Source organism: Pseudomonas sp. H2_A10, from assembly GCF_054680085.1.
Genome location: NZ_CP162821.1, coordinates 4756805 through 4780402, shown reverse-complemented (window position 1 = coordinate 4780402; position 23598 = coordinate 4756805). Strand labels below are relative to the sequence as shown.

The 23598-nt window shown below is 56.8% G+C and carries 17 protein-coding genes and 1 pseudogene; 9 read left to right on the top strand and 9 right to left on the bottom strand.

What is annotated here, in order from left to right; translation table 11 throughout:
• Positions 1 to 7 precede the first annotated feature (7 nt).
• Together AB4O23_RS22105 and AB4O23_RS22100 are read right to left on the bottom strand one after the other, a co-directional pair.
• Positions 8 to 2896, bottom strand: a complete 2889-nt coding sequence (locus AB4O23_RS22105) for a DUF4132 domain-containing protein (protein WP_065878631.1) — start codon at positions 2894 to 2896, stop codon at positions 8 to 10.
• A gap of 31 nt (positions 2897 to 2927) precedes the next feature.
• Entirely contained in the window at positions 2928 to 3368 is a 441-nt protein-coding gene (locus AB4O23_RS22100) for a hypothetical protein (RefSeq protein ID WP_065878629.1), read from the bottom strand.
• 193 nt (positions 3369 to 3561) lie between these two features.
• Between AB4O23_RS22100 and AB4O23_RS22095 the strand changes: the two genes are divergently transcribed.
• From AB4O23_RS22095 to AB4O23_RS22055, 9 genes are all read left to right on the top strand, one after another.
• Complete coding sequence (locus tag AB4O23_RS22095; protein ID WP_017526938.1) at positions 3562 to 3855, top strand: metal-sensing transcriptional repressor; 294 nt, start codon at positions 3562 to 3564, stop codon at positions 3853 to 3855.
• Between the two features lie 6 nt (positions 3856 to 3861).
• On the top strand, positions 3862 to 4968 hold the full coding sequence (locus AB4O23_RS22090; protein ID WP_460150261.1) for a nickel/cobalt efflux protein RcnA: 1107 nt from the start codon (positions 3862 to 3864) through the stop codon (positions 4966 to 4968).
• Positions 4969 to 5321: 353 nt separating this feature from the next.
• Positions 5322 to 6344, top strand: a complete 1023-nt coding sequence (locus AB4O23_RS22085) for a glycosyltransferase family 2 protein (RefSeq protein ID WP_017526940.1) — start codon at positions 5322 to 5324, stop codon at positions 6342 to 6344.
• A 415-nt stretch (positions 6345 to 6759) separates the two neighbouring features.
• Complete coding sequence (locus tag AB4O23_RS22080; protein WP_460150259.1) at positions 6760 to 7578, top strand: ABC transporter permease; 819 nt, start codon at positions 6760 to 6762, stop codon at positions 7576 to 7578.
• Complete coding sequence (locus AB4O23_RS22075) at positions 7568 to 8953, top strand: ABC transporter ATP-binding protein (protein WP_017526943.1); 1386 nt, start codon at positions 7568 to 7570, stop codon at positions 8951 to 8953. The genes AB4O23_RS22080 and AB4O23_RS22075 overlap by 11 nt, the downstream gene beginning before the upstream one ends.
• A gap of 390 nt (positions 8954 to 9343) precedes the next feature.
• Positions 9344 to 11578 carry a glycosyltransferase gene (locus AB4O23_RS22070; protein WP_460150257.1) on the top strand — a complete coding sequence of 745 codons (2235 nt, stop codon included), beginning with the start codon at positions 9344 to 9346 and terminating at the stop codon, positions 11576 to 11578.
• A complete protein-coding gene (locus AB4O23_RS22065; RefSeq protein ID WP_460060559.1) occupies positions 11578 to 13116 on the top strand; it encodes a glycosyltransferase family 4 protein in 1539 nt (512 codons plus the stop codon). Before AB4O23_RS22070 ends, AB4O23_RS22065 begins: the two co-directional genes overlap by 1 nt.
• A 181-nt stretch (positions 13117 to 13297) precedes the next feature.
• A complete protein-coding gene (locus tag AB4O23_RS22060; RefSeq protein WP_223496281.1) occupies positions 13298 to 15430 on the top strand; it encodes a hypothetical protein in 2133 nt (710 codons plus the stop codon).
• Positions 15431 to 15514: 84 nt separating this feature from the next.
• Positions 15515 to 16522: a glycosyltransferase family 2 protein gene (locus tag AB4O23_RS22055; RefSeq protein WP_017526947.1), complete on the top strand. Its 1008-nt coding sequence runs from the start codon at positions 15515 to 15517 to the stop codon at positions 16520 to 16522.
• A gap of 102 nt (positions 16523 to 16624) precedes the next feature.
• Here AB4O23_RS22055 and cysN read toward each other — a convergent pair whose 3' ends face one another.
• From cysN to AB4O23_RS22020, 7 genes and pseudogenes are all read right to left on the bottom strand, one after another.
• Positions 16625 to 18538, bottom strand: coding sequence for a sulfate adenylyltransferase subunit CysN (gene cysN, locus AB4O23_RS22050; protein ID WP_017526948.1), 1914 nt, complete (start codon positions 18536 to 18538; stop codon positions 16625 to 16627).
• Between the two features lie 2 nt (positions 18539 to 18540).
• Entirely contained in the window at positions 18541 to 19035 is a 495-nt protein-coding gene (locus AB4O23_RS22045) for a hypothetical protein (RefSeq protein ID WP_460089652.1), read from the bottom strand.
• Complete coding sequence (locus AB4O23_RS22040; protein ID WP_460138621.1) at positions 18993 to 19961, bottom strand: FAD/NAD(P)-binding protein; 969 nt, start codon at positions 19959 to 19961, stop codon at positions 18993 to 18995. The genes AB4O23_RS22045 and AB4O23_RS22040 overlap by 43 nt, the downstream gene beginning before the upstream one ends.
• A gap of 64 nt (positions 19962 to 20025) precedes the next feature.
• Positions 20026 to 20952 (bottom strand): annotated as a pseudogene (cysD, locus tag AB4O23_RS22035) (sulfate adenylyltransferase subunit CysD); the annotation flags it as partial.
• A gap of 650 nt (positions 20953 to 21602) precedes the next feature.
• Positions 21603 to 22379, bottom strand: a complete 777-nt coding sequence (locus AB4O23_RS22030; protein ID WP_116079670.1) for a PIG-L deacetylase family protein — start codon at positions 22377 to 22379, stop codon at positions 21603 to 21605.
• A 14-nt stretch (positions 22380 to 22393) separates the two neighbouring features.
• Positions 22394 to 23146, bottom strand: a complete 753-nt coding sequence (locus AB4O23_RS22025) for a glycosyltransferase family A protein (RefSeq protein WP_017526952.1) — start codon at positions 23144 to 23146, stop codon at positions 22394 to 22396.
• The gene (locus AB4O23_RS22020) at positions 23139 to 23540 is read right to left on the bottom strand and encodes a GtrA family protein (RefSeq protein ID WP_017526953.1); all 402 of its coding nucleotides are present in this window, start codon (positions 23538 to 23540) and stop codon (positions 23139 to 23141) included. Before AB4O23_RS22020 ends, AB4O23_RS22025 begins: the two co-directional genes overlap by 8 nt.
• Positions 23541 to 23598: the final 58 nt, after the last annotated feature.

The following is a 23598-nucleotide window of genomic DNA, read 5'->3' as shown; positions in this document are numbered from 1 at the left end:
AACCGACTCACTCGCGGCGTTGTATCTGCTCCAGTATCAGGCTGTCGGTGATGTTCATGTCGTCCAGTAACAGAAACATCTTGCTCAGCACCTCGGCCATTTTCTGATCGGTGTCGGCAAACGGCAGGTAGAACTCCTTGACGCCGCTGCCGACGGGCACGATGCACAGGTAATTGCCGGGCTCGATATGGATGGCTGCGCTGCCCAGATGAATGCGATAGTTCGCGCGCTGCCCGGTGATGTACAGAAAATGCCCTGCGCATTTAACGTTTCTCAACCCTAGCCCCTGAATCAATTCGCCGACCAGTTCGGCGCGGCGTTGCAGGGTTTCGTTGCTGCTGCTGTAGTCGTCTGCGGCGTGGGCCACGGAGACCAGCAGGTCGGCGTCACGCATGACTTCCGAGAACAACAGCGGCGGCACTTGCTCAAGGGGGATAGCTTTATGGTCGCGGTAGAACGCGATCGTGTCGAAGGTGACGTGCTCGGTTTCCGAGAGGTAATGGCCCGTGTCCAAAAAGTTGAACAGGGCGTAAATGCCGTGCTCCTTGCTCTCGTAATAGATGTCTTCGACGCTTGAGGTCGACCAGTTACGGACCTGCAGCAGCCGGGCGGCGACTTTGCTTTTGAGGCGATGGCCGGCAAAACGGTGGGTCCACAGGCCGCTGTCTCGCTCGGCAGGCGTCAACAAGTACAACTCGCGAAAGGCCTGTTTGAACGGCTGCACGCGGCGATGGGTGATCACTTCTTTTTGCCAGGCCGAGAGTTGGCCTGCGGTGAACAGATGGAAAGGGTGAGCAATACGCAGGTTCTTTTTCGCGAGATGTTGGCGGCCCTCAAGGTCAGTCACCGTCAGCGTTGTGCTATCGAGCCAGCCCAGCACAGTGTCGTCGGCCTGCACGATCAGTTGTTCCATCAGCAGGCGAACCGCCGGCATGTTCAACAGGGGTTTGAGGTCTTCGAGCGCCAGGGTTTCGCCGCTGCTCATCATCGCTTCGAGGGTGCGGCACAAGCGCGCGATCTGCTCCTTGAGCCCGGTTTGCTGCATCTTGAGCGCGATGAAGGCGGTGTGTTTGCGAATCGCAGGCGGTGCGGTTTTCAGCGTTTTTCCGGCTTTGCCGATGTGCAGCGTGGGCGACAAACCGTCAATAAGCAGGGTGATGTCGTAGCCATCGATGTGGGCGGCCGTTACGGCGGCTTCGGCGATCTGCGCTTCCATGGCCCATTCCAGGCGGATTGCCGAGGGGTAACCGGCGACGCGTGCGAGGTTTTCCAGGCCAGCCTGTATCGCCGCATGGGAGTTGGCCTGCCGTTCGGCGCCGTATTTACGCACGTCTTTATGCAGTTTCTTGAATGTCAGATAGCGTTGGCGTACATCGTCCGCCTCCGTGACGGGCAGCACGCCGTAGATGCGCATTGCCGCCTGTGCGTGGCGGGTCAACTTCTTTTCCAGCGCCGCTCGGCCGATGCCCTGGTAGGCGTCGAGCAGTATTCGCGTCTCGGGAAACGCCCAGGGCGAGGGGGCGAGTGCCGCGAGGTACTCGCGCAGGTGGTTTGGGTCGGCTTCGGCCAGCGCCTTGTCCAGCAGGTAACGGTCCACCACGCCCACGGTTTCATCTAGCGTATTGGGCAGGTCGGTGCCCCAGTCGGACTGAGGTGCCAGGGCAATGCTCAGGTATTCACGCTGGAAGGCTTGCAGGTCACTCCAGCCGAGAGCGTCGAGTACCACTCGGCTGGCTTGCCCGGCATAGGGCAGGGCGGTCAGCAGGCTGTTTCTTGAAAACCCGCCGAGTGCCGCGAGCAGCTCCGCCGACGAGGGCTTGGGCAATGCCTGAAGCAACAGGAAGCGCTCGAGCACTGCGGCGGTATCGGCCCAACGCTCGAAAAAATCCTCCGGCGTCATGCGCAGTCGTTCGACGACCGCCAGGGCCTGCAGCAGCCAGCGGGCCTGATACACCTCAACCGAACGGAACGTGTCGGCCAGCTTCTGGGCGTTATCGGGCAACCCAGCCAAGGCGTCCTCGATATAGCGAACGGTGAAGCGTGCCAGCTCAGGATGGCTGGCTGCGGGTGCTCGCGTAGTGGGGGCATCGCTGTGGGATGATTCGTCATCGTCGAGCACGTCATCGGCGTACCGATCCATGTCCACATCATCGCTGTCCAGCCCGGTGTCGTCTGTGTAGAACATCATGGCGCGCCCCCAGGTAGTGGCCGCCCGCACGAAGCGCGGGTAATCGAGGCGGCCGGCTTCGAGCAGGCCCAGCGCGATGCGCTCGATTTCCTGGTGCACGTAGGGATACGCGTCGGCGACTTTCGTAGGCTCCTCGTCTGGCGTTGAAGGGGGCTGCTCGCGGTTCCAGTCGCCGTCCAGCAACCATTCGGCGAACGCCTGCCAGGCTGCGGTTGGCGGGTAGTTGCTCAGGCGGTTGATGCAAGCTTGAACGTCAGGAAAGGCCCAGGCCTGGTCCGGGCGCCTGCGGTAATAGGCGGGGCCGTCTTCGTCAGTGGGCAGTGGGTAGTCGCTGTCTTCGAAGGCAAATTGCAGCATGTGCCGCAGTCGCGCGCAGATCTGCTCCAGCGCGTAGGCGTCCGGATGCGCCGTGACCCACGCATCACAGACTCGATATTGCAGGCCATAGCGCTGTTGATCGCGGCGATCCTCCAGGTCGTCCCAGACGGTAGGGAACACAAAACCATCAGCCAGGGCTTTGGGCCCATCCTTGGGCTGGTGCCTGACCCAGTCATCGGCGATGCGCAGGAAGTCGATGCCGTCCCAGAAGTCCAGTTCGAATTCGTCATATCGGCTGAGTTCGGGATAGTCATCCAGCGCTCTGTCACAAAATGCTCGCAGCGCAGCGAGGCGGGTGGCTTGGTCGGGCGCAGGGCGGCGTGAGTGCATGATGGGTATCCGAGAAAGTGAGCGACGAGGATCAACCGCCAATCAGCGGCACCAGACGGATAAATGCGAGGGTGGAAGGTGGGCCCAATTGGATCGACTCATCAAGCCGTTGCAGCATGACGCCGTTATGCAGAACGCGAAACGCACGGGTTTCAAACCCTTTCAAGGCGCGCTCGACCTCAACACCGACATCCAACTGCGCAGGCGCGCTGGCCTGAGGCATCGCAATCGCGCCGGCACCGGCTTGCTGGCGAATGTCGTGCTCGCTCAGGTATTGGCGGTCGAGCACTTCGCGCACCGACAGGTGTTCCAGCCAGTGCTGCACCGACAGCGCGGCAATCTGTTCGGTAACGGTCAGGCGAATAAGCTCGGCGACGGTCAAGGTCAGGGAGGCCGGTATCAGGGTGACAGGCGGCAGCAAAAGCTCCTGGCGTGCGCCTTTCAGGCAATAGCTATGAACCACGAACTCCATGACGCATTCCTTGCAAGCCAGGCCAGCCGGGCGGATGGCGCATCAGCATAGCCCGGTCGGCAATAAACGTCATCGCGCGGCGCGATCGGGAGCAGCGATAGAAACCTGCCAGGTCAACGATGATCGGTTTGACCATATCCCCCCAGGGGGGATAGGATGCCGGCGCAATTCACTGATTCCCGAGGGTCAAGTCATGAGTGAGCACGAACACAGCCACCCACATACCCATCAAAGTCATGAGGCGATCATCAAGCGCCTGAAGCGCGCGGACGGCCATCTACGCAGCATCATCACCATGATCGAAGAAGGTCGTGAATGCGTGGACATCGCCCAGCAGCTGCACGCGGTGGAAAAAGCGGTGTGCCAGGCCAAGCGCACGTTGATCCAGGACCACATCGATCATTGCCTGGAAGATACCGTTTCGGCGCTGGGCACCGGCGAGCGCGGTCCGTTGGAAGCGTTCAAACAAATCACTAAGTACCTTTGAGCCGACATGCCTAATTTTGCTGAACTGCTGCAACAAGGCGGGGCTAACGCCTGGTTGTATTTCCCCAGCGCTATTTTGCTGGGGGCGCTGCACGGCCTGGAGCCGGGCCATTCGAAAACCATGATGGCCGCGTTCATCGTGGCCATCCGTGGCTCGGTCAAACAGGCGGTTTTACTGGGGCTGGCCGCGACGTTGTCGCACACGGCCGTGGTCTGGTTGGTCGCCATCGGTGGCATGTACCTGGGCAAGGGGCTGGACGCGCAAACCACCGAACCTTACTTCCAGCTTGCGTCTGCGGCACTGATCATCGGGATTGCGCTTTGGATGCTGTGGCGCACCTGGCGTGGTGAGCGGATGTTTATGTCCGAGCAGGGCGCTGGTCATTCCCATGACCCTCATGATGAGACCCACCGGATCGATACTGGCCATGGCCGTGTTGAATTGGCGATCTTCGAAGACGGCGTTCCGCCGCGCTGGCGCCTGACAACGTTGACCGGCCATGCGTGGGGCGCCGCCGATGTTCGCCTGATGACAACCCGTCCGGACGGCGCCAGGCAATCGTTCTCTTTCGTAGAGCGCGACGGCTACCTGGAGTCTGCCATCGATGTCCCGGAGCCTCATGAGTTCAGCGCACGCTTGAGTCTTGGGCATGCGGGCCACTCCCACGACTACGATTTGGAATACCAGGAGCATGACCATGCGCATGCCGGACTGGAGCTGTCGACTGATGGCTATCAGGATGCGCATGAACGTGCCCATGCCAACGATATCCGCAAGCGCTTCACCCGCCGCGAAGTCACGACCGGCCAGATCGTCATGTTCGGCCTGACGGGCGGCCTGATTCCTTGCCCGGCAGCCATCACCGTGCTGTTGCTGTGTCTGCAGGTTAAAGAGGTTGCCCTGGGGGGCATGCTGGTCCTGTGTTTCAGCATCGGATTGGCGCTCACCTTGGTTACGGTCGGCGCTGCGGCGGCGGTGGGTGCCAGGCAGGCTTCCAGCCGTTGGCCATGGTTGGGTACCGTGGCTCGCCGGGCGCCATACTTGTCCAGTGCGTTGATCATCGGTGTTGACCTGTACGTGGGCTTTCATGGCTGGATCGGGTTGAATGCTTGATGCGGCGCGCAGGTGATGAGAGGCCGGCGCGGACCGCGCCGGCGCCCCATTGCGGCGTGCGTCTACTCTCATCGCACAAACACCGGAAACCATGCGCAACTTATTTGATCGGGCGGTGTCTGCATAAAGTATTTCCTCGTATTACAGCGGCTTAGGCTGCGAGAAGAGCGGCGTTTGACATGGGACGCTGCTTTGGAGCGGGTGGGAAAGTGCGCGGTTGCCTGACCGTATATGTAAAGGTAAGCTCATGCGCCTTTTCGTATTGGGGGGTAAGTGTTGGACTTTGATGGGTTTAAAGGGCCACGGAAGGTGCATTGTCGGTATGAAATCAAGCGGCTAAGGCGGATAAATGGATGCTTCAGTTTAATTTGGCAGATCAATTGAACTGCGACTCAAACCCTTCAGGTGAGCAACCTAATTCCGACTTGGATTCCAGGACGGGTGCGCGCACAGCTTTGCCCACAGTTGCTATTTTGCTCTGTACCTACCAGGGGCAACGCTATCTGGCTGAGCAATTGGCTTCTTTCGAGACCCAATCTCACTCCAATTGGAGCGTTTGGGCCTCCGATGACGGTTCAAAGGATGACACGCGAGGGATTCTTGCGGCGTACCAGCAAAAGTGGCCTGAAGGTTCGTTGCATGTGTTCTCTGGGCCGGCGGAGGGCTTTGCCGCCAACTTTGTCTCGCTGACGTGTAATGACACCATCCAAGCGGATTTTTACGCCTATTCCGATCAGGACGATATTTGGGAGGCGGATAAGCTGGCCCGCTCAGTGCAGTGGTTGCAAACCTTACCCGCAGATGTACCTGGCTTATATTGCTCCCGCACCCGGTTGGTTGATGCCGACAACCATGAAATCGGCTTTTCGCCACTCTTTTCCAAACCTCCCAGTTTCGCCAATGCGCTGATGCAAAACATCGGTGGTGGTAACACCATGGTGTTCAATAACTGTGCCAGGCAGCTCCTGCGTGAGGCCGGGGAACACAGACCGGTCGTCACCCATGACTGGTGGGCATATATGTTAGTGACGGGCTGTGGTGGCCAGGTTTTTTACGACCCCGAGCCGACTCTGCGTTACCGTCAACATGGTTGTAACCTGGTGGGCACCAACTCTGGCTGGATGTCTCGCTTCAAGCGTATTCGCATGTTGTTTCAGGGGCGTTTTAAACAGTGGGGCGATAGCAATATTGTCATCTTGAGCGCACTCGAGCATCGACTCACTCCCGAAAACCGGAAAATACTTCACCGCTTTATGGCAGCCCGCAAAATGAGTTTGATCCCACGTTTGATTTGTCTGAAACGCACGGGTATTTACCGTCAAACGTTGCTCGGAAATATCGGGCTTATCACGGCAGCCGTCTTCGGGAAAATTTAATCAATGGCAATCATGAGTAGTGTCTTCACGGAAAGCCATTTGCTGCTCGATTAACCTGCGGCAGCGCTTTGCGTGGGCATGCCAGCCAGGCTCGTGGTGAGACCTCTGCCAGATGCATCATTGGCGAAAACCTTACTCCTGAAATCGAGCGGCACTGTGCCGCGGCAAAGTATTCCCATTTTCTGCAACAAGCCGGCATGGCGTCCAACAGCTTTGTGTTTGCTGCTGGTAAGCTCTGCGGCGAGCTTCGCTGGGAACGCCATAGCCCTGAATGATGCAAGATTATTAGGTTAAGGATCAGCATGAAACACAACGGCAGCATCTTTTTAAGCGGTCAAAAAAGCCCCGCGATTTTTTTTACCGAGATGTCGGGTGATGGCAATGTGCCTGTAACGATCAGGGAGTACATAGCCTGATGCAAGTGCATTCTGCGGGTCCTACGGCAATGCTGGTCAACTTATGGCGCTACCGACAACTTATCTGGGCTTCAGCCAAGCGAGAAGTGCTCGGGCGGTACCGCGGGTCGGCCTTGGGGTTACTCTGGTCGTTCTTCAATCCCGTGTTCATGCTAGTTGTGTACACCTTTGTTTTCAGCGTGGTGTTCAAGGCCCGATGGAGCAGCGGCAGTGATTCAAAAGCTGAATTTGCCTTGGTGTTGTTTGCCGGGTTGATGGTCTTCAACCTGTTCTCCGAGTGCATAAATCGCGCGCCGGGCCTTATTCTTTCCAACGTCAACTACGTCAAGAAAGTGGTGTTTCCGCTGGAAATCCTGCCCTTCGTCACGCTGCTGTCGGCGCTGTTTCACATGGGCGTCAGCTTGGTGGTGTGGTTGCTGGCCTATGTGATCCTGATCGGGCCGCCTCACCTGACCGTGCTTTATCTGCCGCTCATCCTGCTACCGCTGGCGTTGTTGATCATGGGGCTGAGTTGGGCGCTGGCATCGCTTGGCGTGTATCTGCGGGATGTCTCGCAGCTCATTGGCGTGGTCACGATGTCGCTGATGTTTTTAAGTCCGATTTTTTATCCAGTCACGGCACTGCCGCAAACCTATCGCTATCTGCTCTACCTCAATCCGCTCACTACCGTCATCGAGCAGACCAGGGCGGTACTTTACTTCGGAGCGTCGCCGGACTTTGCCCTCTTGGCGGCCTATTTGGCGGCTACCTGCCTTGTTGCCTGGTTGGGCTTTGCCTGGTTCCAGAAAACACGCAAGGGGTTTGCTGATGTCCTCTGAAGTTGCCATTAAGGTCGAGAACCTTAGCAAGTGCTACCACATCTACGACCAGCCTCGCGACCGGCTCAGGCAGTTTGTGCTCCCTCCCGTACAGCGCACGCTCGGTATGCGTTCGCGCCAGTATTATCGAGAGTTCTGGGCGCTCAGAGGGGTGAATTTTGAGGTAAAAAAAGGAGAAACCGTCGGAATAGTCGGCCGTAATGGCAGTGGCAAGTCGACGCTCCTGCAAATGATCTGCGGCACGCTCAACCCGACTGACGGCAGCATTCAAACCCAGGGGCGAGTTGCCGCGTTACTGGAGTTGGGGGCGGGTTTCAATCCGGAGTTTACCGGGCGTGAGAACGTCTATCTGAACGCGGCGATATTGGGCCTCAGCAAAGAGGAAACCGATCAGCGCTTTGACGATATCGCGGCTTTTGCCGAAATCGGGACGTTTATCGAGCAACCGATCAGAAGCTATTCAAGCGGAATGATCGTACGGTTGGCGTTTGCGGTAGCCATCAACGTTGACCCGGACATTCTTATCGTTGACGAGGCGCTGTCGGTTGGCGACGAGTTGTTTCAGCGCAAATGTTTCTCACGCATAGAAACCATACGAAGCTCGGGGGCGACGATTCTATTCGTTTCTCACTCCGCATCAACAGTCGTGGGCTTATGTGACCGCGCTATCCTGTTGGACTCTGGGGAGCTGCTCGCGGTCGGAGAGCCGAAACGTATTGTCGGTAGCTACCAAAAACTCCTTTATGCGCCGGCGGCTACGCGAGAAGAGCTTCGTGAGGCAATGCGTGCCAATCGCCATGATCCGATCGGCGCCGAGCAGGAAGGTGACGCGCCGGTCGTGACGGGCAGCGCTTGCGTCAGCGAGAGCGCCGACGCCGATCAAGAGTCCTTTGATCCTGAGTTCGTACCCCAGAGTACGATCGTGTTCGAATCCCGTGGGGCGACGATCGGCGATACGCGGATCTTTACCCCTGAAGGCGTCCAGGTAAATGGGCTGGTGCGGGGGCGCACCTACCTTTTCCGTTACGACGTATCCTTCGACCAGCTTGTGACCAATGTCCGTTTTGGGATGTCGATCAGGTCATCCAGCGGAATGCCCTTGGGCGGTGGATTATCTGCCTCGAGGCCCACCGACGCGATTTTAGTGGTCGAGCCGGGCACCCGGATATCGGTCGAGTACTCCTTTAAATGTCATTTGAACCCCGGCGTGTTTTTCCTGAATGCGGGTGTGTTCGGTTGCGATGATTCGAAAGAAGAAATGGTGCTGCATCGCAAGGTTGATGTGGTCGCCTTCCGTGTATTGCCTGTCGTCGATAATCGAGCAACGGAACTGATCGATTTTGGCTTTGAATGTTCGGTGGAAATGAATGCATAGCTTGTTTGATGGTTTGCTGGTTTCGTGCCCGAATGACGGTGGACTTTTCTTGGTTCATGGGGGGAAGGCAAACCGTCTGGACTCTGCGGGTTGCACCGGCCTTGATGTCAGCGGGGCTTCCGTTCTGCTGGGGCTTCAGCCCGCCGGGTTGTCGTTGACAGGCCATCGCAATTGGTCGCTGACAGGTGACGCGAAGTTGGTCGATGACGTGCATGACGTCCTGTTTGATGGCGAGCTGTGCTACGTCGTTGGCACCACCGGAAACGAAGTTGTCTGCTTCAACGAGGCAGGCATCGAGACGCAGCGCTGGACGTTTTCTGAGCAGCCCGACTCCTGGCACCTGAACTGCTTGACCGCTGGAAAGACACCATCGTCTTTTCCGCCTTCGGAATGTCTGAAACAACCCGTGGATATAAAGGCAACACCCAGGGCGCCGGGTTTGTTCAGGATTTGTTCTCTGGGCAAAAATATATCGAGGGCCTGTCGCAACCCCACAGCCTGGTTCCTTACGGCAACAACCTGTTGCTTGCGAACTCCGAGACCAAGGAAATCCGTGAGTACTCGTCGGACGGCAAGCTTGTACGCGCCGCAGTCCTGGACGGGTATACGCGGGGTATCTGCGTAGTGGGTGAGCTGCTCTATGTCGGCTTGAGTTGCTCGCGCAATATCGACGAAGCTCACCTTTCGTCCGCCACGGTAGTGGCGCTGGACGTTACGACGTGGGTGGAGAAGGGGCGCATCAGTTTGGATGCCCTCGAAATCTATTCGATCGTCTCGGTACTTGATACAGAAGTGCTGCTGAATGCCTTGGGGCCGTTGAGCCAGAGTATTGTCGACCGACTGACCTCGTCGCTGCGCGACAGCAAGGGGCTGGCCGTAAGGCTGGAGCGGCGTGTCGCCGAATGTGATGAACAGTTGCAGGAGAAGGACCGTATCTGGGCGGCCCGGGTCGAGCAGGTGGTGGCTGATCATGCCGCGCTGGCCCAGCAAATTGTGATCGCCAAGGATGAGACGCTAGCGGAGCGTGTCGAGCAGATAGAAATTGATCATGTCGCGCAGATTCAGCGGTTGGCGCACGAGCGCGATGTAATGCTGACGGAAAAGGATCGGATATGGTCCGAGCGCCTCGGGCAGGTAGCAACGGAACATGTCGCAGAGGTTCAGCGAATTTCACATGAGCGGGATCTGATCCTTCAGGACAAGGATAAAGTCTGGTCGGCGCGACAAGAACATTTTGCCTACGTCGAGGCGCGGCGTACCGAAATGATGAAGCGGATTTCGCCCAACGTCAGCGTGGTAACGGTCAACTACAACGGTAAAGCGTTCTTGCGCGAGCTGATCGCGAGCCTCCTGCGCCAGACCTATCTGCCTGCAGAAATTATTGTGGTCGACAACGCCTCTCATGACGGCTCTGTAGAGTTTCTGCGTGAGGAGTTTCCCTCGGTCAAGGTTGTGCGTAGCGAAGTCAACCTCGGGTTTGCAGGCGGTAACAATCTGGGCGTGAGTGCCGCCACCTCTCCGTTGTTGGCGTTGATCAACAACGATACGGTGGTTTCCGACACGTGGCTTGAAGGGCTCGTGGCTACTTGGACGCAAGGCACCGCAGCGGGAGAGAAGGTGGGTGCCGTATCTCCTAAAATTGTTTATTTCAAACGGTTCCTGAAGATCAAGCTGCGTGCGCCGACTCAATCGCCAGGCGGTGACGATGGGCGGATGCTCGGGGTGGCGGTCGATCTATCGGAAACTGCATTTGTGGGCGTTGCCTACATAAAGCCTATCGTCGGCCAGGGTTTTTATCACGAGGAGCGCTGGCCCGAGGGCCGGGTCGTGCGTTGGACCGGCGAGACGGCCGAGTTGATGCTACCTGTAGGAGAGGCGCAACTGGGCGGGCCACTGACGCTGAGTGTCGTAGCGACTGCCGTTGGACGGCCTGAAGGCGTTTGCCTGGAAGTTGAATGCGACGGGCATTCGCTCGGCACTTGTCTCGTGCATGAAGGGTTCGCGCAGTTCCAGTTCGATGTCCCCGCCGATGTGGCAAATAACGCCGAGTGGGTTGTCAACAATGCGGGCAGCGCCCTTGATGGCCGAGGGAATGCTGCGGATATCGGGATCAATCAGCCCGATGCCGGGCAATTTGATCAGCCTCGGGAGCTGGAGGCTTTTTGCGGTTGCAGTGTGCTGATACCCCGCAAGCTGTTTATCGACCATGGCGGATTCGACGAGCGCTTCTTCATGTATTACGAAGATGCCGACCTTTCCTGGCGCATTCGCAAGGCGGGCTGGAAGCTTCTGTATGAGCCCCGTTCGGTGGTTCGTCACATTCATGCGGGAAGCAGTGGTGAGTGGTCGCCGGTTTTTCGCTACCACGTGACGCGTAATTACTGGCTTAACGTTTTTAAAAATGCCGGGGCGAGCCACTTGGTGGTACAAACCGCTCGGTTTATCCGTGTGCTTGTGCGGGCAGTTCGAGTTAATAGACGTCTCGGCTTATTGTCGTGGCGCGGAAGGTCATTGAATGAGATGACGCCTCAGCAAATCGAGTTCAAGGCACTTCTGAAAGCGACGTTGATGCTTCCCGCTATTTTAGGGAAGCGTCTGCGGGTACTAATGCGAAAGGATCGCTAATGAAAATCGGCATTTACAATCGATACTGGAATACGTTTGGTGGCGGCGAAAACTACACGGGTTCGGTAGCTGAAATATTGTCCAGAGATCACGAAGTTGAGTTGATATCGATTGAACCTGTGGACTGGAGCCGTCTGGAGTCAAGGCTTCACTTGGATCTGTCCCGATGCACCATGCGGGAATGGCCGAACGAGCCATGCGAGCGATTGTCGCCCCGTTCTTCGCATTACGATTTATTCGTCAACAGCACTTACTCATCATCGCTGATGCCGCGCGCGAAGAAGTCGGCATTGATTTGTTATTTTCCACATCGTGTCGATGCCTTGTCGTCGATGCGTGGGCGAGCCGTGCAATGGGTTCGCGAACTTGTGCGCGGCAGCAAGAGAGACTTACTGCGTATCGGCCGTCGGCGAGGTGACGTCATTACGCCAGTTGCCGGGGTGTATGACGTTGAGCCTGATGGGCGTGCCTGGATCAGTGCCGAGGCTATTTTGATGGTGGCTGGCGCACAGTCCCGCCCTGTCAGGATTCCTCTGTGGCCAGAGGCCTACAACGGTATTGAAATGATTCGACTGGATGGCGAAGAGCTGCCTTGGCACATGGAAGGCAATATCCTGCACGTGCCCTGCAAGCCGAATGATAAGCGCCATAGCCGTCTTCTTTCGATTTTTTGCAAGCCGGTCGTGATGAGCGAACTGGCGCTTTCATCCGACTCTCGACAGTTGGGCGCTTGTATCGACACGCGCTCGCTCAAATGGGGAAGTGAAGGGGCTCTTAAACGACACAGTCCGCGTGATGCGCTGCGAGCTTATGACCGGATCATATCCATATCGAATTTCACGTCGGAGTGGATTGATCGGCGCTGGCAATTGCCCTCCACCGAATTGCAGCCGCCGATCGACACTAAACTCTTTGGCCTCGACGGTCCGCCTGCAAAAGAAAAAATCATTCTTACCGTCGGGCGTTTTTTTGCCGGGGGCCATAACAAGAAGCACCACGAGATCGCGAGCGCATTTATTCGCCTGCGGCAGGAAGGCGTCATTCCAGACGGCTGGCGCCTGGTATTTGTTGGCTCTCGGCATCGTGAGCACCAGATGCATCTTGATTACTTTGATCGCCTCACGGAACTGTGCGCGGGCCACCCCATTGATATTCTTCCCGACCTGCCTTTTGCTGATCTGCTGACCTACTATCGCAAGGCGTCGATATATTGGCACGGTGCTGGCTGGGGAGAGCGCGTCGAACAATTTCCGGAGCGCTTCGAGCACTTTGGCATGACCACCTGCGAGGCTATGGCTTGTGCCTGTGTTCCGGTAGTATTCGACGCGGCCGACCAGCGGGAAATCGTCGCCAGTGAGGATCTTGGGTTTCGTTATTCGACTTACGAAATGCTGGCGACTCAAATGGGGATGTTGGTTAACGCTTCGCCTGAAATGCTGGCGCAAATCGGTGAACGAGCGCAAAAGTCCATCGAGCGCTTCGCGCGTGCCAATTTCCAGGCAAGAGTCAGGGAAGCATTTCGTGGGCTTGCGTATTAGCCACGTCGCTCGCTGATTGGCTTGTTGAACCGTTGAATGATCTGGTCGGCGCCCGGTTTATCCCAAGCGGCAAGGGTCGCAGAAGTGGGTGCGCGGTACCGTCCTGTCAGCCGATATCGTCAATGGATGCTTTGGCGTGGACGTTACCCAATGTCCCGTGAATATAAAGGAATGCGAGTACGTGAGTTCTATCCGAAATAAGCTGAGTGCCAAGGCTCCCTGGTGGCGCGCAAACGGGACTTTTCCGCTGGGGCTCCAGGTCCTGCTGGCCTGTTTAATGTGCGTAGTTCTCATCGTGTTCCTTACCGGTAAGCCTGCGAGCGCTCTGACCGCGCTTTGGGGCAATATCTATGAGGTACGCAACGCCGCAACCATCGTAGTGGTGCTCACCCTCGTTGCATTTGTCGCTACCTTTCGGCCTCATCCGGTCAATGGCGTAGTGGCGGTACTTGCAGCGTTTGTCCTGATGGCGGGGCCGGTCGCAACGTTATGGGCATTGGCCGCAAGCTTCGTTGCCGCCGCGTTGGGGTATCAGCTTATTGGGCTGAAGGCACGCGCGCAGCTTGCCCGCTCGGACCTGGCGCGTATAGCGCTGGCATTCTGGGTGGGAAAAGCGATGTTTTTGCTCATCCTCGCCGCACTCAGTTTTTTCCCGATCAATACACGTTTCATGGAAGGCGCGCTGATGGGCGCGCTGTTGCTGCTTTCTCCGATTGGGCGTGGCGAGGTCGTGCGTGTGCTGCGCGAGCTTCTCGTTTCTCGTCCAAGGCAATTGAGAGCGGTGGGGGGCTGGAAAGTTCCGCGGTTCTTCCTGCTTCTGTCCATCATGCTGTTAATTGTGGCGTCCGTGCATCCCGGGTTTGACGGGGACGCGATGACGATGCATATGCGCATCGCCCGTGAGATGCAAAGTAAGGGCATGTGGGGTTACGACGTCCGTGAGTACGTATTTGCGGTCATGCCACTCGCGCCTCAGCTTAATTTCAGCGCAATGTTCATTGCCGGGAACGTCGAGGCGGTCAAGGTTGAGCTTGTACTGCAATTTCTCGTCATGCTGGCGCTCGTCGCTACGGGCGGCGGTTTCCGTTTGCGCCCCACCGGCGTGGCCATGGCGGCGGTGTTGGCCTTTGTGCCGATGTTCGTGCGTGAGGTTTCGGGGTTGTTCATCGAGGTGACCCTGTGTGGTTTCATCCTCGCATCGGCGGTCCTGTTAACGTCTTCGCTGCGTCACAAATCCATCGAGTTGGCGTTGTTGGCGGCTCTGTGCGCGGCAGGCGCCAGTGCGACCAAGACGTTCGGCTTGCTGCTGGCGCCAGTGATCCTGGCGGTGCTGGTGGTCAATTGGCGCGAGATCGGCAAGACCACCGATCGGCTTCGTTTGTCGCTGATCCTTTTGGCTGCATTGGCGCTGGCACTGTTTTTTTACGTGGTGGCGTGGCTGAAGACCGGCAACCCACTCTTTCCGTTCTTTAACGGCGTGTTCAAATCACCCTACTGGGATCCTATCAACTTCCTGGATGGTCGTTGGGCTGGTCACCTCAGCTGGGACTTGCCCTGGAAAATGACCTTTGAATCGTCCCGCTACGAGGAATCCAGTGATGGTTCCATGGGGCTGATAATCTTGTTTTTGTTGGCCTGTGCGGGAAGTTTGGTTGCGGTGTGCCGGCGCAACCTGCTGGCGTTGGTGCCATTGGGTATCGGGGTGATCTACCTGGTTGCGGTTGGTGCCCAGATCCAGTATCTGCGTTACTTTTTACCGGGTATGGCCCTGCTGGCGATGAGCATCGCCTACTACCTGCATATCGTTATCAAGCGGCCACAAAACGTATTGTGGATGATCATCCTCGGTTGCCTGTTTGCCGCGAATCTGTTCGGGTTGCCGGCGAGCCGCTTTGTTAACGGGATGATGCATATTCCAGCGATGAACATGCTATCGCCGAGCCCTTATCGTGGAGTGACATCGGCAAATTACGCCGAAGAAATGCTCAACGCCCACCAATACATGGGCAATATCCTCGCTGCTTCGCTGCGCAAAACCCCCACGGTATTGCTGCTGGGTTGCCCTTATGGCGCCTATTTCAAAGGTCGAACCATTTACACGACGTGGCACAACTACAGCTGGGCGAGCCGGCAATCACAGTTGCTCGATACTGCGCAATTCGCACGTTACCTGGCGGAAAACCAAGTAAGCCACATCGTTATGGATGGCTGTACGACGCCAGAAGTACGTGCGGCGCTTGGCCCCTACATCCAACAGCATTTCCCGCGAATGGCGGAGTTGTGGGGTGTGGAAATGTATGAAGTCACCCAATGATGTGCAAGGGCGGATGCACCTTGCGGAGCACGCTGCCCGCACGCTTGGCTAACGGTCAGTCTCGTACTTGCAAACGGAAAAATTATGACCATGACGAATAGTTCTCCACCCAAAGTAGCCGTGGTGATTCCTTGCTATAAGGTCAAGAACCATATTCTTGGCGTGATTGGCGGAATCGGTCCTGAAGTGGTGCGTATCTATGCTATCGACGATTGCTGCCCTGATGGTTCGGGTGATTTCATCGAGGCCAACTGCACCGATGAACGGGTGACTGTTCTACGACATTCCGAGAATCAGGGCGTTGGTGGTGCGGTGATGACGGGCTATCGAGCCGCCATTGACGAGAATATGGAAATCATTGTGAAGGTCGATGGTGATGGTCAGATGGACCCGAGCCTGATCCCTGATTTCATTGCGCCGATCCTCGCCGGTGAAGCCGATTACACCAAGGGCAATCGTTTTTTCGATTTGGAAGAAATTCGGGCAATGCCACGTATGCGCTTGTTCGGCAATGCAATGTTGTCGTTCATGACCAAGCTGTCGTCAGGTTATTGGGATCTGTTCGATCCCACCAATGGCTATACCGCTATTCATGTGACAGTGGCCAGGCACTTGCCTTTCAAAAAAATAAGCCATCGTTACTTTTTCGAAACGGACATGCTGTTTCGGCTGAACACCATCCGCGCGGTGGTGGTGGATGTGCCGATGAATGCCAAGTATGTCGACGAAGTCAGCAATCTGAAAATCTCCAAGATTGTCGGCGAGTTTCTGGTCAAGCACGTGCGCAACTTCAACAAGCGAATCTTTTACAGCTATTACCTGCGAGACATGTCTGTCGCTTCCCTGGAGTTGCCGCTGGGCCTGCTCTTTCTGGGTTTCGGGCTTTTGTACGGTGGCTACCATTGGGTGAGTTCCGCCCAGATGGGCGTGCCCACACCGGCTGGAACGGTAATGATGTCGGCGCTGCCGATTATCGCCGGCATACAGTTTCTGCTGGGGTTTATCAGTTACGACGTAGCTTCGGTTCCCGTGCGCCCCCTTCACCGGAGTATTCGCAGACCCGGCGTCAATAATGTGGGGCCGCGCGTATAAGCTGCCTTGCGATTTGCAGGGCAGGGGGCAAGTCAGGTCGGGCAGTCGGAAGACGTGCCCGCCCTGGAACTGATTGCCCGGCGCCTGGCCGGCAGGTTGGCTTCATCGATTATTGAGCAGCAGTGCCATTAAGTGTTTGACCGTCATCTCGATGTCCAGATCCGACGTGTCAAGCTTGAGGGCTGGCTGTTCGGGCGCTTCGTAGGGGCTGTTGATACCCGTCATGTTCGGCAACAGACCGCTTCGCGCTTTTTTGTAGAGCCCCTTGGGGTCACGTCGCTCACAGATGTCCAGTGGCGTGTCCACAAACACCTCGATGAAGTTGTCCTCTCCGATCAATTGCCGCGCCATCTCGCGCTCGGCCCTGAAGGGGCTGATGAAGGCTGTCATTACGATCAGGCCGGCATCCATCATCAGTTTGGCGACTTCGGCCACTCTACGAATGTTCTCTACCCGATCAGCGTCGGTAAACCCCAAGTCCTTGTTCAGGCCTTGGCGAACGTTGTCACCATCCAATATGTAGGTGCGCTTGCCTTGAGCGTGGAGTTCTTTTTCCAGCGCGTTGGCAAGGGCTGACTTACCGGAGCCGGAAAGGCCGGTAAACCAGATAACTTTCGCGGTATGCCCGTTGAGCCGCTCGCGGTCTATACGGCTGATGCTCAACGCTTGGCGATGTACATTCTGGGCCCGGCGCAGGTTGTGCCGGATCATGCCGGCGGCCACGGTGGCTTGGGTAAAAGGGTCGACCAGGATGAAGCCACCCAGCGTCTGCGATTGTGCATAGGGCGCAAATACCAGCGGCTTACTGAGGGCCAGGTTCGCCACGACAATGTCATTGAGCCTGAGTTGTCGGCACGCTTCGTGTGCTTGAGTGTTTACATTCACCCGGAACTTCAAGGTGGTGATGCTGGCAGCGGCCCACTGGGTGGCGAGCTTCAGATCATAAGTCCGGCTGATCAGCCCTGCTTCGTCGGCCATCCATACCAGCGTGGCTTCGAATTGATCCGTCATTTCCAACGGCTGATCTGCCCGCGCGATCACATCCCCACGAGAGACGTCCACGTCCTGATCCAGCACCAGCGTTATCGCATCCCCAGCACTGGCTTTGGGCTGGTCGCCATCAACGGTTAAAAGCCGCGCGATTTTTGCGGTTTGCCCTGAGGCGGTAATGCGTACCTGGTCACCCAGGGCCAGTTCACCGGATGCAAGTGTGCCGCTGAAGCCCCGGAAATCGGCATTGGGGCGGTTGACCCATTGCACTGGAAACACCGTTTTATCGCCGCTGGAGCGCGGGGCCTCGATGGTTTCCAGGTGGCTGATCAAGGTTGGGCCCGTGTACCAGGGCGTGTTGGCTGACCGAGTGGTGATGTTGTCGCCCTTGAGCGCCGATAACGGAATGGCCGTCAGGGTTTGAAAGCCCAGTGATTCGGCCACCGTTTGGAAGGTCGCCCGGATTGTGTCAAAGACCTGCCGGTCGTAAGCCACGAGATCCATCTTGTTAATGGCCAAAATGATGTGGCGGATACCTAGCAGCGACGCCAGGTAGGCATGCCGTCGAGTCTGGGTGAGCACGCCTCGTTGAGCATCGACCAACAACACCGCAACATCGGCGGTTGAGGCGCCTGTGACCATGTTACGGGTGTACTGCTCATGCCCCGGGGTGTCGGCGACGATGAACTTGCGCCGAGGCGTCGAGAAAAAGCGATAGGCCACATCGATGGTAATACCTTGTTCACGCTCGGCAGTCAGCCCGTCGACGAGGAGTGCGAAGTCCAGCTCATTGCCCTGCGTACCATGGCGTTTGGAGTCGATCTGCAGGTCACGTAGCTGGTCGTCGAAGACGTGCCGGGATTCCCAGAGCAGGCGGCCAATCAGCGTACTCTTGCCGTCGTCCACGTTGCCGCAGGTAATGAAGCGCAGCAAGTCTTGATGGCGCTGCTGCTCGAAGAGGTCAGCCAGGCTCAGTGTGTGTGGCGCGGGTTGAGGCTTGCGCAGGCGCGATTTGATAGTAGGCATATTCAGACTGACTCGGGTTGAGCAGGCAGCGCGGAACATGCAGCCAATTGCTTGGCCAGTTCCCGTGCAAGCTGCTGTGCGTGTACGCGCAATTCAGGTACGGCGATGGCTTCCCAGTGGCGCGCCTTGAGCATCGGGCCCACGTACCACAACCCCTTTACTGCATGCCCCTGCGCACCGATGAGTTGATATCGGTCATTGATCTGGAGGCCCAAGCCGCAAGGGGAAGGGGTTAGCAGTTGGTCTGCGACCAGTTGTTGAAACAAGCGCTGCGATCTCGGGCCAATCGCCATACTCGGGCCGGTGCAATTGACGATCGCTGTCACCGCAAGTGTTTGCGCGGCGTGTTGGCCCCGTGGCCTGAGTTCAATGCTCAGCTCACCAGCGGCGCAAACGTGCATGGCCAATAGTCGTGCCGGCAGCACCTGCACCTTCTGTGTCTGGAGCAGAGCGTTCAGGCGGTCGGCGGCCTGCGGCGCCAGGCGATGGCGATGCACGTCCCAGAAGGCCACCGCATGGCGTAGGAACCGCCGCCGTTCGACCAGCGATAGTGCTTGCCAGAGCCGTGGCGTGTGGGGGCGAAGCTGGTTGAGTACATCACGCCAGTCCCCCCTGAGTCGGCGTGGCGCGCGACCTCTTGCCGCAGTCGGCGCAGCAGCGTGCGCATACGCAATGGCGCCTCACCCAGGTATTCCGGGTACTGGCCAACGGGGGGCGGGTTGGGGTTCAGTTGATGAGGTTGAGGCAAAAGCCCATGCCGTGAAAGCATCGTGATCATGCGCGGTTGAGCTTGCTGCGTCAGATGAAAGAGCGCGTCCACTGCGGTGTGGCCGGTTCCGATAATCAGAACGGATGCGTCGGGCGCAAGCCGGTTCATGCTGTCGAAGTCCCAGGCGTCTATCACGAAAGCACGCGTCTTCTCGTCCAGTGCCAGTGGGAAGCGTGGCAACTGATGCCCCATGGCCAGGACCACATGCGCGGCAATAAAGCAGTGTCCTGACGCGAGATTGACCGTGAACCCGTCTTTGACCGGGAGCGCGTGAACCTCGTCGACTTCCCCCTCCACCGCATGAAAGCGCTCGGGGTGTGCTGAAACCGCTGTGTGCAGGCATTGCTCCAGGTAGCGTCCGTAGAGGCGGCGCGATACAAAGCTGCCTGGGTTGATCGACGGGTCAATGCCCTGGCAGAACTCGACGAAGTGCGAGGGTGTCTCGGCAAACGCGCTCATATTGCCGGCAGGCACATTCAGAATCTGATTGTCGTCGTTGCTGCGATAGGCAAGGCCACGACCCAGTGCCGATGCGGGGTTGACCAGCGTGATCGAGAGGCTTTGACCGGCGGTGGCGTGCAATAGATGAATCGCAGTGAGCGTGCCACTGAATCCCCCGCCGACGATGAGTATTGAAGTCGAATGTGTGGGCATCAAAAGTATCCCTCCTTTTTTTCTTCTCCATGGAGCCGGCGCTGTCGGCATCAATCACGCGGCCCTGGCGCTCGGACTGTCGGGTGTTGGCAACTTCCAGCAGGATGTCTTCCAGGGTTTGCGCATCAGACTCTATCGCGCCGGTGAGGGGGTAGCAGCCCAGCGTTCGAAAGCGCACTTTCTTGATCTGAATGTCCTCGCCCGGTAACAGCCGACACCGGTCATCGTCTACCATCATGGTCATTTCGGGCCGCACCACCACTGGCCGAGGCTGTGCAAAATAGAGCGGTACAACCGGGATTTTTTCCTGGTAGATGTATTGCCAGATGTCGAGTTCGGTCCAGTTGGAAAGCGGGAAAACCCGGATACTCTCACCCTGTTTTTTACGGGTGTTGTACAGGTTCCAGAGCTCCGGGCGCTGATTCTTCGGGTCCCAGCAGTGAGTGGCGCTGCGGAAGGAAAAAAACCGCTCCTTGGCGCGGGACTTTTCTTCATCGCGACGGGCACCACCAAAAACCACATCGAATTTGTAATGGTCCAGCGCTTGTTTGAGGCCCTCTGTCTTCCAGATATCGGTATGCAGGGCCGAGCCGTGGTCGAAGGGGTTGATGTTCTTCTCGATCGCCTGCGCGTTGGTGTGCACCAGCATCTCCATACCGGTTTCGCGCGCCATGAAATCGCGAAACAGGTACATCTCCTGGAATTTCCAGCGCGTGTCGATGTGCAGCAAAGGGAAGGGCGGCGCAGAAGGAAGGAAAGCCTTGCGCGCCAAATGCAGCAGGACGCCGCTGTCTTTGCCGATGGAGTACAGCATGGCCGGGTTTTGCGCCTCTGCGACAGCCTCGCGAATAACGTGGATGCTTTCGGCTTCCAGGCGTTTGAGGTGCGCAAAACGCTGCACCTCGGCGTGAGGGCTGGGGAGGTGCAAGTGCGCGGGGAGCACGGGTTTGAAGGTTTGTGGGCAGAAATGGATGTTGGCGTTCGGATGCATTGAACGTGTTACGCCGACCAACTGACCATGCGCAAAGAGCGCAATGGGTTTGCCCAGGTGCTGCTGAAGTGCGCCCAAGGCTTTTTGAATGACTTCATCTTCGGCGCTGGCGAGCGGTACCCAGAAGCGTGCGCCCCTGGCATCGTTGGCATGCAGTGCCGGCTTGCCGCTGGGCAGAGGGTAGAGTTGGGCAAAGAGCACACGGTCGCGCCGTTTGCGCGCCTGTTCGAGAGCCCAATGCAGAATGAGTTGGTTCGCAGGGCGATCCAGTTCGTCCCGCAGGTCGTGCTCTGACAGTTCGTTAGGAAGCAGGCCCAGCGTGTGAAGGCGTCGTTCTGCGGTGCGCTTGGTATCCGCCTCGCCCAACGCCTTGAGGTGCGCAAAGGCCCGCTCGGTATCCCAGACGTCTTCACTGTCCAAGCCGAGCAACGCGGCGTCAGCGGGTGTCGCAAAATGTGCCATTTCTAAATTGACCTGCTTTCTCTGCATGTAAAAAGCAATCTACGCTTTTTTTTGAAGCAGTAAAGCAAAGTGCGACATTTTGTGCTTTTGCTGATGCAGGCATGCGGTGCCGGCAATGAGGCCCATTGAAGGCGAATGCCCGCTGCCGAGAGGGTGGATTCGACCCCCCGGCTCAATGGGGCGATCACTTACGGTGGGTTCAAACCCGACAATTTTTGCTGCAACTCAGCAATAGCTTTTTGCATCGTAGGCCAATCGAGAAAGCCGCGTCGTTCGTAATAAAGAGGTTGCTGGTGCGGAGGTTGGTCCAGTCGCTGGCGATTGACATCTTGTAAGCGCTGGACGCCATGACACAGATAATGCCCGCCCACGAATGGAAATAAGCCCAGCCAAGTTTTCCATTGAGAAGGGTATGACAGGCAAAGCCTTATGTATCGAAGCCGATCTCTCCAGGCAATAGGTTGTTGTTCAACGGGCCCATTTTCTGGAAGTGGTGATAAGACGCGGAAGAATGGCCCCTTGCAATTTCGAGCATTGTAAAGGGAGTACTGCCTGACGGTGACCGAGGTCGCACGAGTCGTCAGTAACTCCACCGCAATAGCGTGCAACAAATCATGATCAGGGTGACCGCCTTCCCAGGCAGGCACAAAACACGACTGAAGCGTTGAATGATCATTAAAGAAACCATCCAGCCAGTCCGCAAATACGCCAACATGTTGATGTAACTGACCATCACCAATTGACAATTGTCGGCCAACAAAAAGGATGTCGGTTGTTGCAACCCCTAATTTTTGGAGGACGGCTCGCGATTCCAGATCTCGACGGTCGGAATCAGCAGTGGCAGCCCCATCGGTGACATATACACAACGGACCCAACGGCCAGCTTTCAACTCGTGCTCGATTTGATGGAATACCCCGAACTCGTCGTCCTGGTGGGCCATCAAAAATATAGAACTTGGCTTCATGTCGGTACCCGCTATCAAGGTATATCAATGGTGTCGATATTGAGGTACTTGATTTTTTCCAAGAAGGCATTGTTTTTTTCTGTCTGCTCGGTAAGGCATTTGTAGCCAAAACTTCTCGGTTCGAAAAGAAAACCTGGAACTTTGATAAAAAAGACGCCAGGCCGGTAGGCAGACAAGGTAATGACAAGTCCGGGATTGGAGGAGTACAACCCATCACTGCCGAGCAGATTGACCAAGGGTGGTTTTTTTCTAGTGAACCAACCACCGGCGGGTCTTGCCAGTTTCCATAAAGCATTCTGGTTCATCGGTTTTTTGAAAAAACGCCAAAGAAAGGGAATGCCCATGTACAAGTACAAGTTTCCATTCAGCGTCCAACCCAGGCCTTTCTCGCGTATTCTTCTGATGTTCTTATTAGGGTAGCCACAAACGATATCAATACCTTCCTCAACGAAGGATTTATACAGCCGTTTCCCAAGAATCACCGACGACCCTTTTTGGGTGCCGTCGGACATCGTGTCTGTCGAAAGAAAAACGGCGCCGTCTTCGTGGCTTAGTCGTAACCCACAGTACGCAGCCACCATGGTGCCTTCTTTGACCGAATAACAAATTCTCGAGTCGTTGAGCAAGTACTTCTGAAACACGCGGGTCGCATTGTCCTCGGAGCCTCCGAAGCATCTCTGGAATAAACGAGTCCATTGCGCAATCAGATCATTGCTATAGCTGTTACGCCTGACAATATGAATGCCATCATCCAATAAGTCACTCATGAGAAATTTCGTTCCTTTTGAAAACTATAAATTTCGATTGTGCATAACTAATGAGCACAAGAAGTACGTCGGACAGAATTTTGGCGACGACTTCCAGCGATGTGATCCATAGCATGGCAGACAGAATCAAGGCTGAAATTGGAATGTTCAGCGCCAGGAGCGTGAAATAACGTACCGCTTGCCTCGTCCGGCCCTTGGCGTCGATCACGCCAAAAGTGAAGGCTCGGTGTGCCGCGAACGAGAATAGCCCGGCTAAAACCTTGCTGATCATATTGGCAAGGAGTAAGTCCATACCGAAAATATTAAATAGCAGAAGGAATACGCTAAGGTCTGCGCCATAAGTTAGGCCCCCTACGAGCAGGTAGCGAGCGAACTGAATTAGACTTCGTTGCATTGAATTCCTGCGGATGCAGATCCGCTTGACAGTGGTGCTATCACAGGGTGCGCTTGGC

Excerpts from the sequence above, each read along its gene's own strand:
- AB4O23_RS22105 (WP_065878631.1), bottom strand. The coding sequence starts at position 2,896 with ATGCACTCACGCCGCCCTGCGCCCGACCAAGCCACCCGCCTCGCTGCG.
- AB4O23_RS22100 (WP_065878629.1), bottom strand. The coding sequence starts at position 3,368 with ATGGAGTTCGTGGTTCATAGCTATTGCCTGAAAGGCGCACGCCAGGAG.
- AB4O23_RS22095 (WP_017526938.1), top strand. The coding sequence starts at position 3,562 with ATGAGTGAGCACGAACACAGCCACCCACATACCCATCAAAGTCATGAG.
- AB4O23_RS22090 (WP_460150261.1), top strand. The coding sequence starts at position 3,862 with ATGCCTAATTTTGCTGAACTGCTGCAACAAGGCGGGGCTAACGCCTGG.
- AB4O23_RS22085 (WP_017526940.1), top strand. The coding sequence starts at position 5,322 with ATGCTTCAGTTTAATTTGGCAGATCAATTGAACTGCGACTCAAACCCT.
- AB4O23_RS22080 (WP_460150259.1), top strand. The coding sequence starts at position 6,760 with ATGCAAGTGCATTCTGCGGGTCCTACGGCAATGCTGGTCAACTTATGG.
- AB4O23_RS22075 (WP_017526943.1), top strand. The coding sequence starts at position 7,568 with ATGTCCTCTGAAGTTGCCATTAAGGTCGAGAACCTTAGCAAGTGCTAC.
- AB4O23_RS22070 (WP_460150257.1), top strand. The coding sequence starts at position 9,344 with ATGTCTGAAACAACCCGTGGATATAAAGGCAACACCCAGGGCGCCGGG.
- AB4O23_RS22065 (WP_460060559.1), top strand. The coding sequence starts at position 11,578 with ATGAAAATCGGCATTTACAATCGATACTGGAATACGTTTGGTGGCGGC.
- AB4O23_RS22055 (WP_017526947.1), top strand. The coding sequence starts at position 15,515 with ATGACCATGACGAATAGTTCTCCACCCAAAGTAGCCGTGGTGATTCCT.
- cysN (WP_017526948.1), bottom strand. The coding sequence starts at position 18,538 with ATGCCTACTATCAAATCGCGCCTGCGCAAGCCTCAACCCGCGCCACAC.
- AB4O23_RS22040 (WP_460138621.1), bottom strand. The coding sequence starts at position 19,961 with ATGCCCACACATTCGACTTCAATACTCATCGTCGGCGGGGGATTCAGT.
- AB4O23_RS22030 (WP_116079670.1), bottom strand. The coding sequence starts at position 22,379 with ATGAAGCCAAGTTCTATATTTTTGATGGCCCACCAGGACGACGAGTTC.
- AB4O23_RS22025 (WP_017526952.1), bottom strand. The coding sequence starts at position 23,146 with ATGAGTGACTTATTGGATGATGGCATTCATATTGTCAGGCGTAACAGC.
- AB4O23_RS22020 (WP_017526953.1), bottom strand. The coding sequence starts at position 23,540 with ATGCAACGAAGTCTAATTCAGTTCGCTCGCTACCTGCTCGTAGGGGGC.